The 11,028-nt window shown below is 34.3% G+C and carries 8 protein-coding genes; all 8 read right to left on the reverse strand.

Translation table 11 applies throughout. The features are described from left to right. Positions 1-8: 8 nt before the first annotated feature. The 8 genes from ACTNEP_RS09810 to ACTNEP_RS09845 all read right to left on the reverse strand — a co-directional run bounded on the left by ACTNEP_RS09810 (position 9) and on the right by ACTNEP_RS09845 (position 11,028). Complete coding sequence (locus ACTNEP_RS09810; protein WP_441161734.1) at positions 9-2,141, reverse strand: glycosyltransferase; 2,133 nt, start codon at positions 2,139-2,141, stop codon at positions 9-11. Next, on the reverse strand, positions 2,128-4,650 hold the full coding sequence (locus ACTNEP_RS09815) for a glycosyltransferase (protein ID WP_441161736.1): 2,523 nt from the start codon (positions 4,648-4,650) through the stop codon (positions 2,128-2,130). The genes ACTNEP_RS09810 and ACTNEP_RS09815 overlap by 14 nt, the downstream gene beginning before the upstream one ends. Positions 4,651-4,673: 23 nt before the next feature. Then, positions 4,674-6,221 carry an ABC transporter ATP-binding protein gene (locus ACTNEP_RS09820; RefSeq protein ID WP_441161737.1) on the reverse strand — a complete coding sequence of 516 codons (1,548 nt, stop codon included), beginning with the start codon at positions 6,219-6,221 and terminating at the stop codon, positions 4,674-4,676. Positions 6,222-6,239: 18 nt separating this feature from the next. Then, on the reverse strand, positions 6,240-7,016 hold the full coding sequence (locus tag ACTNEP_RS09825) for an ABC transporter permease (RefSeq protein ID WP_441161738.1): 777 nt from the start codon (positions 7,014-7,016) through the stop codon (positions 6,240-6,242). 23 nt (positions 7,017-7,039) lie between these two features. After that, positions 7,040-7,822 (reverse strand): glycosyltransferase family 2 protein, encoded by a 783-nt coding sequence (locus ACTNEP_RS09830; RefSeq protein ID WP_441161739.1) that lies wholly within the window; start codon positions 7,820-7,822, stop codon positions 7,040-7,042. A 10-nt stretch (positions 7,823-7,832) separates the two neighbouring features. Beyond that, the gene (locus ACTNEP_RS09835; RefSeq protein ID WP_441161740.1) at positions 7,833-8,963 is read right to left on the reverse strand and encodes a glycosyltransferase; all 1,131 of its coding nucleotides are present in this window, start codon (positions 8,961-8,963) and stop codon (positions 7,833-7,835) included. Positions 8,964-9,196: 233 nt separating this feature from the next. After that, positions 9,197-10,306, reverse strand: coding sequence for a glycosyltransferase (locus ACTNEP_RS09840; RefSeq protein ID WP_441161742.1), 1,110 nt, complete (start codon positions 10,304-10,306; stop codon positions 9,197-9,199). Positions 10,307-10,764: 458 nt separating this feature from the next. Next, positions 10,765-11,028 carry a hypothetical protein gene (locus ACTNEP_RS09845; RefSeq protein ID WP_441161743.1) on the reverse strand — a complete coding sequence of 88 codons (264 nt, stop codon included), beginning with the start codon at positions 11,026-11,028 and terminating at the stop codon, positions 10,765-10,767.

Below are 11,028 nucleotides of genomic sequence, written 5' to 3' on the forward strand. Positions count from 1 at the left end.
ATCATGTACTATTGAGTTTTTATATAACTTATATTTTTCATTTTGTCATGTAAAACATTAGAGTCTGTGTACCAGGTCGCTTCTTCACCAAAGTACTCTAATAAATGCTCATAATAAGTTTGAATGTTATCTATTACATATTGTTCGTCTTCAGTAGAAATATTGTTAGCTATTACTGACACTTTATCAGCATCGATCTTCGGTATGAATCGTTGCCACTCCTTCAGGACATTTGGATTATATATCGTTAGATGATTACATTTAATCTTCTCTCCGTATACAATCATTTGAAATTGCTCGCCATCAATTAGATCTCTAAACTCACCTTTAATCTTTTGTAGCGGATCTATCTCATACTCATACATTTGAACAAAGCCAACCTTTTTATTGTTAAAGTCGACTTGTTTCTTAATTTGCTCCCACATCTCCAGGTCGAAGTTTCGAAAATCACTAACTAGAACTACATCAAAGAATCGTCTGCCATTTTCATCTTTTTCTTCTCTTTTTGGCCACATTGGTTCTGGCACTGGAAAAGCACGTTTTTGTGGTGGGAAGTCATACTTCAATGATTCTGCGTTATTATGATAATGTGATTGACTTTCGACATACTCTTTTCTTGCCCCCATAAAATAACCATGGAAGCCAAATGCCGAATTGCCTGTTAAAGAAGAGTCAGATTGTCTCTGAAATGATAGTGGACCTGTTCTTAAATCAACTATCGAGTCCTTGCCAAACGTTCTTTTGACTCTCCTTAGATATTCAGCATCTGCTCCAAATCTTACACAATCATAAAAACCAACCTTATCTAACAGAAGTTCTCGACGGAACATAAATGAAGACATATTTGTAAACATTAACCTGAAATTACCTCTTCTAAAATAAAAAAGATTAGAAGTAGCACGAACCTGCTGTGAAGTATTCCCCACCTTATCTGGGTTATTCAATAAATGTAAAACTTGCTTTTCTATTTTCTGTGGATGAGACCAGTCATCCGAATCGTTTAAAGTTATAAATTCACCCGTAGCATGTGTAATAGCAAGATTTCTTGCCATATAAGCTCCACCATTGGTTTCAGTTTGGATGAGTTTCACTCTATTGTCTTTTTGTACATATTCTTCAATGACACTATAGGTATTATCTGTACTACAATCATCCACAACAATAACCTCTAAATTTCTCCACGTCTGATTAAGTACAGATTCAATTGCTGTTTGCACCACATCCTCTGCATTATAAACAGGGATAATAACCGTTACTTTTGGCGTACTGCTTGATCGTTCATAGTATTTCAACTGTGATTTGTCATAACTTATCGTATCGTATGGCAACTTACCGTTTACTGGATTTAATTTAATTGGTGCAACATCGTACATTTCATATAATTTATTAATCCACTCTACACGTTTATGCTGGTCTTCTTCTAAATTCGCTGCTGTAATATATAGATCTGCACTGTTGTTGTGTCTCTTGATTTCTCTATCAATTAAACTTTTCGCTTCTTCTATTTTCCCAAGAGTCATATAAGATTCAGCTGCTAATACGGTTGCCTGTATAATTCTTGTTATGTCTCTTTCGTGACGTAGCCACTTATTAATGTAATGAAGACATTTTAATGCGCCTTGTTCATTACGCCGATTAGCATGCCATAAAGCTAATTCTCTGGCAGCTAAACTTTGTATCGCCTCATTCTTACTATCAGCCAACTCTTCTAGCTCAAGCTTAGCTTGTTGATTAAAACCCAGATTTAATAATTTTGTTTTAATCTTTCTTATTTTTCTTTCAGCGCTCTTATTACTTGATTTTTCACTGCTTTTTTTTGTTTTCTTTTTCGAAGTGTTTATCTTAAACACTTTTTTTCTAAGAACATTTGATACATTCCAGATGGTACTATTCTTAATTGCATCTACACGTTTTAAGTATTGTTTTTCTTCTTTCTGCAATTTAACATTTTTATCTTTTTTATTATCTAACTCTTTCTCTAATGTTTTAATTTCTTCTACCAATTCTTTTGATCTTGTTTCTTCTTTTGCAATCTCCAATTTTATTTCTTTTACTTTTGCATCTAGATTTTTTATATCCTCATCTAAACCTTTTAATGTAGCCTCACTTTGAGAATTATTATCTGTTTCACTTCTGTTCATCTAACCATTCCTCCAATCTAGATTGGTGCTGTGCATACCCAAAATTTTTGTTTACATATTCCAATGCTATTTTCTGCTGGCGTTCATAATAGCTTTTATTAGAAATTAATTCTTCCAATTTAGATGTCACTTCATCTGGACGTGCATATATTGCAGCCTCACCAAATAGTTCTTTATATTCAGGAGGTATTACTACTGGTACTCCAGCAGCCATTGCTTCAATAATAACCCTTCCGAATGATTCCACCCAATCAGAACGTGTATAATAGACAAACACATCGAGATTAGACAGAAATTCTTTGGGATCTACTTCACCAAATTCCTTCACAATCCAATTATCTGGGATATATCCTAATACTTTTTCCGGCGCTTGAGCTCCACCTAGAATATGGACTTCATAAGGTGATTTATCAGGATAAATTTTTAATAACTCTTCTTTTTTATCTGGCCATTTTACAGCCTGAGATCTAGAATGTCTACCGATTTTAATATGGTTTTCTTCTCTTTTTCTCTTGTTCGGAGATGTCCATTCTTCGACATTAATTATATTGACCCAATCCTTATCTGATAATTGGATAGACTTTATTTCCTCTGCATGATATTGTTCCAAAGCTTGTCTTACCAATGGGCCAATTGGAAACCAAATTGCATCTTTGTTAAAATATTCTATTAACTGTTTATGACATACTTCAATGTTAAATCGTCTCTCACCATGAGTACCATAATCACTCATTGGTGTTTGATTAATAATAACATTAATATGACCCGCTTGAATATCTGGAATATATCTCTGGTAATGCTCTAAAATAGGTGGATATCGTAAAATTAAGAGATCGCACGAAACTTTTTCCCCATAAACAATCATTTGTACTAAATCCCCATCTATCATATTACGAATTAATGGATTTATTTTTTTGTTTGGGACATAATCAAATCGCGCTAATTGGACTAAACCTGTTTTAAATCCCATCTTTCTCTGTGCTTTTATTTCCTCTAAACTAGATAGTGTTGAGCCACCTTCTAAACGAAAATCAGATACAATGATTACATCAAAGTGTCTTCTGCTACCTTTTTCGACTTCTCTTACAGGTTTCATTGGTTCAGGTATAGGAAAAGGTCTCTTCTCTTGAGGAAAAGTGTATTTAATACTTTCTGCCTTCTGATGATAATCCAATTGCGCTTCCAGGTATTCTTTTCTTGCCCCCATAAAGTATCCAGGAAAACCAAATGCCGAATTTCCTGTTAAAGAACCGCTCGATTGTCTTTGGAAGGATAAAGGACCAGTTTGTAATTCTACTATACTTTTCTCACCAAACGCTTGCTTTATTCTTTTAATGGCTTCGGAATCTGCACCAAAACGAACAGAATCCCAGTAGCCAATCTTATCTCTAAATTCTTTACGTCTGAACATAAAAGAAGACATATTACCAAAAATATATAACCCAGGCTTTCCTCGTCTGTAAAAATTCAAATCCTCTGTCAATCTAGCTTGTTCCGAAGTATTCCCTATTATTTTGGGATTATTAATCAAATGCTCTGCTTGCACTTGTATTTTACAAGGATGAGACCAATCATCCGCATCATTAATTGTAACGAAATCGCCTGTTGCATGATTAAGAGCTATATTTCTTGCTATATAAGGACCTCCATTTTGCTCTGTTTGTAATACTTTAATCCGAGGGTCTTTCTTCGCAAATTCCTCAGCCATTGCTATGGTATTATCCTTGCTACAGTCATCTACAACTATAATCTCCAAGTTCTCCCACGTTTGGTTTTGTAGAGAAGTCAAAGCAGTAGGGAGAACTGTTTCAGCATTGAAAACTGGAATTATTATCGTAACTCTTTCTTTCCTATTAACTTTCTTTGTTGGAATGTTATCTACAGTTAGTTGATCATATAGAGATTTACTATCTGCTCCATTCAGATTTACTTCAGGTAATTGATATAACTGATATACTTTATTGATCCACTTAATTTTCTCTGACGGTTCTTCCACAAGATTGACATAACTCAATAACAAATCCGGGTGTTGTTTCGTATTTATTAAATTTTCTATAAGTTGTTTTGCTTCTGAATTTTTGCCTAAAAAGTTTAGATTTTCTGCTTTTAAAATCATTATTTGTCTTTTGAAATCAGCCGAATCTTTTTGGATAGAATCTAAATAGAATAACGCTTGTTTGGCATCTTCTTTTGTATATTGGTCACTATGCCATAATGCCAACTCAAAAGCAGCCATTTCTTTCAAATCACGGTCTTTGTCTTGGTTATAATATTCGACCATCTCGTTATAACCAGCATCAACAAATCCTAAATTCTTTAATCTGTACTTCGTACGTTTAATCTTCCGAATATTGATTTGCTTTTTACCGTTCTTTAATAGATTTTTAATTCTTTTCTTATTCTTTTCCGTGAGAAAATTGTTAATCGCTGACCTTACTTTATGGGTGAAAATATGGTCATAGATAAACTGTACCATGTTAGAAATCAGTTTAATGATTCTTTTTTTCATTATCCATCACAACACCTATACATCTATTTTTTATTTTTTTGCTTTTTTTCCCTTACTTCTTTTCTATATAATTTAACTGCTTCTTTTGAGTCACCATCAAATTTAATCCTACCTTTATCAATCCAAATCGCCCTTGTACAAACTTTTTCAACCATTGACATACTATGTGAAACAATGACCACCGCTTTTGCTTGTTCCATCATATCCTGAATTTTTTCACTAGCTTTTTGTTTAAATGCCATATCTCCTGTAGATAGGGCCTCATCAAGAATAAAAATATCCGGTTGTAAAGTAGCAGCAATACTAAATCCTAACCTGGCTCTCATTCCGCTTGAATATTCCTTGATTGGTCTATCTATTTTTTTACCTAATTCAGAAAACTCCACTATTTTCGGATAATTTTCATACATTGTTGCCTTGGGAATACCTAGTAGCATACCATTAAGAAAAATATTATCTTTTCCTGATAGTTGAGCATTAAAGCCTGTTCCATAATTTAATAATGCTGTTGTTTCTCCATTTACATGTATCTTACCACCGTCTGGTTTCAATATCTGTGTCATGACCTTACATAAAGTACTTTTACCCGCTCCATTATGGCCAATTATTCCGACTACTTCGCCTTCCTTAATCGCGAAATTAATCTTTTTTAATGCCCAATGTGTTTTCTTCTTAAGCGGATAACCAATACTAATGTCCTCTGCCTTAATTACAACGTTATCTTTTACGTCCGTACTCGTTTGTTCTAAATTTAATTTTCTTTTCATTTTTGGTTTCTTTTTAGGAATAGTTGCCTCGTATTGCTCTAATACAAATTTTGGATCGCCAATTTCTTTAATGACTCCCTTTTCTAACCACATTAAACGATCACAATTATTTAAAGCGTACTTATGGCTATGAGTTACGATAATAACCATTTTTGCTTTTTCAAGCAGTTCTTTTATCTTAATTGATGCTTTTTTCCCGAATTCTGCATCACCTGTATTCAATGCTTCATCAAGAATTAGAATTTCAGGTTCTAAATGTGAAGCAACACTAAAACCTAATCTTGCTTTCATCCCACTTGAATACCGCTTCATTGGCTGATCAAAAAATTCCCCTAAACCAGAAAAATCGTGAATATCCTCTATAAAAAAGCTAATTTTTTCTTTTGTAATCCCCAGCATCATTCCATTTAAATATACATTCTCTCTACCTGTAAGTTCCTTATTAAATCCCATGCCCATTGAGAATAATGCTGATACCTTTCCATTCACTTCAAGATGCCCTTCGTCTGGTTGTAATATTCCAGACAAGGCTTTACATAATGTCGTTTTTCCAGAACCATTTGAACCAACAATTCCAAGTACCTCACCTTTATAACCTGTAAAATTAATATTTCGTAGCGGCCATGTTTGACTCGGTCCTTTTTTCTTTTTTTTCTTTTTTGATAGAAACTCAATTGCTATCGATTTGTAATCATCTCTTTTATAATTAGAATTAAAGGCAACACCTAAATTGTCTGCCTTAATTACTATTTCTTTATCATTTTGATGTTTTTGTGTTTCTCGATCCTCACTTGTTGTATACATGGTAAACAACCCTCTTTTTTATAAAGCTTTAATGATTTTGTGTTCATTTTTGTTATAGTAATATAGCATAAATATTATTCCGATTATCGATATAACTGTAATAATGAATAATCCTAACCATTGTGGTGTTTGGTTATACATCAAAACATCTCGATAAGCATTTAATAATATTGCAACAGGATTTAATTGAACAATAATATCATATTCCTCAGGTAATCTACTTCCTTCCCAAATAATAGGTGAAGCATAGAAAAATAATCTTACGATGTGTGTTAGCACATTATCTATATCTCGAACAAATACTGTGATATAGGATACAAATAAACTAATTGCCACTAAAAAGATAAGCTGTATCAATATAATCACGGGTAATAAAATAATTTGCCATCCCGGAACATATCCAAACACTGCTAAGAATATAGCTATAACAATTAACCCAAAACTAAAATTAAACAATTGTGTAACCGAAAAAGACAACGGGAATATCGTTTTAGGTAAATAAACCTGGTTAATAATAGACGAATACTTGGTAATGGCTTTTGCAGAAGAATTAATCGTAGTACTAATCCAACGCCACACTACTAGACCAATTACTAGATACACCGGATAGCCAGGTCCACCACGCTCCAAAATAACTACAACAACGAAATAATACACAATAACGTTTAATAATGGATCTAGTAACCACCAAAAATATCCTAAATAACTATTTCGGTTTTCTGCTTTTAAACCTGATTTCACAAGATATATAAGTAAATCTTTTCGTTTCAATATTTCAGATATATAATTCAACATTTGTTCTTAGACACCACCAATTCTTACCTTTTATAATTTAAGTATGCTTTTACTTTCAAAAATGCATAATGTCCAAAATACCACATGCTTTTTAAAAAGCTTAGCTTCTCAATTTGCCGATAAACAATCCAATTTTGCTTGGCCATTTTGACTTTGTTACTGGAAATCGAATTGCTTCTTACCCGGTATAGAGCGAGTGCTTCTTGCAACGCATAGGCTGTGTAGCCGCGTCTGGTAAGGTTCAACCATAATGCATAATCTTGGCGTGAGCGGATGCTGGACATGCGAATGTCCGTAATCTGCTCTCGATCTAGCATAACCGTTAAACAGCCAATTACACAGCTCTTCAGCAATTGCTTATAGGTTGCCTCAGCTGGCATATGCACTTCTTTTTTCTTTATTTTACCATCCCCATCGGTTTGAACGCGATGGTATCCTGTATAGGTAAAAGCATAATCATGCTCTTTCATAAAAGCTAACTGTCTTTCTAGCTTCTCTGGCAGCCACTGGTCATCACTATCCAAAAAAGCAATATACCTACCTTGCGCGTGTTCAATCGCTGTATTTCGAGCAACTGCTGCTCCTTGATTTTTTTCAAGGCAAATCAAACGGATTCTATCGTCTTCTTTCTGATATGCTTCAATGATCGAGGTAGTCTGATCGGTGGAACCATCATCCACAATGACCATTTCCCAATTTGGATAGGTTTGCTTTTGAACAGACTCTATCGTCTCTCGTATATACGTTTCTGAATTATAGGTTGGTGTAATTACAGAAACAAGATTGTGATCTTTTATTTCACTCATATTTCCCATCCTATTTCGTTAATAATTGCTCATACCATGATAATAGTTTTTTCTCCTGGGATTCCCAGCTTAGCTCTTGCAATACAGCCTTTCTACCATTATAACCCATAGTTTCTGCTTCTATCGGATTATTCTTCAAATAATCGACTGCATCCTGCCATTCTTGCTTATTTTCAGGATCAACGGTGATCCCACATTGATATTGATCGATAAATGTCTTCCAGCTTGGAAAATTCGAGCAAATAATCGGTAAACCTGCACTCATATATTCAAAAAACTTTGTCAATTCCTTCTTTAAATAATGTTCTGTTGCTGGGAAAATTGCCAAGCCTGCAATCCAATTTTCATTCAGATAATATTCGTCAATTTCTTCTCTTTCGACAAACCTGTCAATCCCGTCAAAATGGAGGTAATCACATTTGTCACCAGCATGTTCTTTCATTTGCTCTGCTAATTCACTCGGACATTTGCCGACAAAATAAACATGCTTGTCCATGAGTTTGGGTATTTTCGCATGATAAAAGGCACCACGTACTTCCGATACATTTCCGGTGTACAATAGCTTATCACTTTTGATCTCACGCTTTATTTCCTTACTGATAAGCTTCTCATTGACTATTGGATAATTCAGAATGCTCGTTCCACGTTGATAGCGATCGTAATAATATTTCTCGGCAAGACAAAGGTCCATCCTTTTAATTAAAAAACGTTCGATACTATTATACAACCTGCCAATGATCCGTTTAATCGGCTTTGGGAAGTATTCCTTTTGCATAATACTTGTATAATAATCTTCATGCACATCATAAATGATTTTGTTATCTTTCTTTTTCAACAGCCAACCGACAAAAATTAATTCCGGATCGTGAAAATGGTAGATGTCTGCTTTCATTTTTTTTGCTTTCTTATAAGCTTCGATTGGACCAATCAGCATTCGTTTCCAGCGATTGGTGTGCTTTTTGATTGGAATGATATCTACCTTATTCTGCTCGTCCTGACTCTTATTTTGTTCATCTATTGGCGCGATTAACGAGACATCATATCCTGCCTTTTGCAAGGATACACATTCCTTATGATAAATTCTTGTATCATAAGGGTGATGTACCGTCGTCAAATGTACAATTTTACTTGAATGAGACAAATGGATAAACCTCCATTTCTATATAGCGAGACTTCCCTCACTGTGAGGGATCAGCGAAACATACCAAGCTGTTTAATATCCGTTTTACTCGAACTTTGTAATGATGTATGACGGAAATATGCACCTTGATTTCGTCAAGTTTTTGCGACAACCTTCGTTTTATATTCTCTTGGTCTCCAACTCTGCTAATAATTTATTCTTTCCTAATGTGACATTGTGTGAACAACCATTAATTATAACACATCCAGGAAGATTTGTTCATATTGTCTAACAATCTTATTTGAATTAAAGAAGGTAGCACGCTCGTATCCTTTTTCCCTGATCTCGTTCAATTCTTCTGGTGTTTTTTGTAGTACCGACAGCATATTTTCCGCCAGCTGCTCTTGATCACCTACAGGGCTTAATAAGCCGTATTTACCATTATCCAAAACCTCGGATGGACCTGATTTGCAATTAGTCGATACAACCGCTGTTTTGGTGGCTAATGCTTCGGCAATGACGTGACTAAAGCCTTCATGCTTAGAGGACAGCACAAATAAATCTGCATGACGGAAATAAACGTATGGGTTTTGTTGAAAACCAAGAAAATGAACACGTTCTGCTATATTTAGTTCGTTTGACAGTTGTGTTAATTCATCATATAAATATCCTTCTCCGAGAATGACGAGTTGGCTAGCTAATTGTTCATTAACCTTTGCAAAAGCACGTAGCATTGTGTCGTGATCTTTTTGTGGTACCAGTCTTCCAGCCGTAATAATCATTTTTTCCTCGGTTTGAAATAATGTTTGATGCTGGAAATCTTCTTCTTGATTGGCAAGCTTGGTAATATTTGCTACGTCGACTGGGTTATAGATTACTTCAATCGACTTTCTTGGCACTTTATATCGCTTCACTAGGTTGTCTTTTACTCCTTCAGAAAGGGAGATAATTTGATTTGCTAATCGATATACAAGACCAAAACCTAATAACATTAGGTTTTCTTTAAACGTACCTCCAAGGTTATCTGCTTCTCTAATCACATTCTTTGCTTTTGTAAAAGATACCAGCTTGGCCAAAATCGCGATCGTATTAACTCTTGGAATCGTACTAAATACAATGTCAACTTTCTCTTCGCGGATAATTTTCGCTAATTTAAAAATGGATCTACTTAAACGTTTCGTGTCCAATTTAATAAAATTCACATCATCTTTTAGCGCATGTTCATATGACCCATCATAGTTTAATGTCACTAAGATAGGAGCAAATTTATTTCTGTCTAGGTTATTGATAATGTTTAATAATGTTCTGGCAGCACCACCGGCTCCCATTTGATAAATAAAGAACACGATATTTACTTTTTTCATCTAATTTCTTCCTCCTGCTTATGATCAGGATATATACGTATTTATAGTGTTATCCACAAAGTTGCCAAAGTAAAAATAAGCAGTTGATACGCACCACTAGCAACAGGGTGTATACTTTGTGTGAGCAATATAACAAGCCAACGAGGAAATGCCGCGCTTATCATTTGGTGACCTTATGAACAACCTCTTATACGTTTTCGATAAAATTGAATATTTATGACTGTATTCATGAACAAATAAATTTATTTCTTCAAAATTTGACATTTTATCGCATATCTTTCTATTTTATACGATAATTGATAGAAACGAAAGTGTTATTAGTGAAATGTAATAAAAGCGAAATGCAACTGTGATAAAGTAGAATTTCCATCAGTTAACTGCATCTCTGCAGGTGATGTTAAAGGGACTTGTATACTGCCTGATTAATGATGGGTATCACTTAATCATGCTGTAAGTTTTCAGTGCTTAGCAAAGAGCCTTTGCTTGGGAATGATTTGTTGGATCCGCTTTAATGAACAAATCATTGCTTCTCCTGTAGAGATTTGTTTATTATCTTGCTTTTTTAAACAAATCTTTGCTCTTTCTATTGAGTTTTGTTTATTATCTTCTTTTATTAAACAAATCTTTGCTCCTTCCATAAAGATTTGTTTAATATCTTTTTTCAAATCTATACCGGTCCTTGGGGCAGAGCAATAATCAATCACCATGTCTAATGGAACCAA

This window comes from Gracilibacillus sp. HCP3S3_G5_2 (assembly GCF_052063305.1).
In the GTDB taxonomy this organism is placed as follows: Bacteria; Bacillota; Bacilli; order Bacillales; family Amphibacillaceae; genus Gracilibacillus.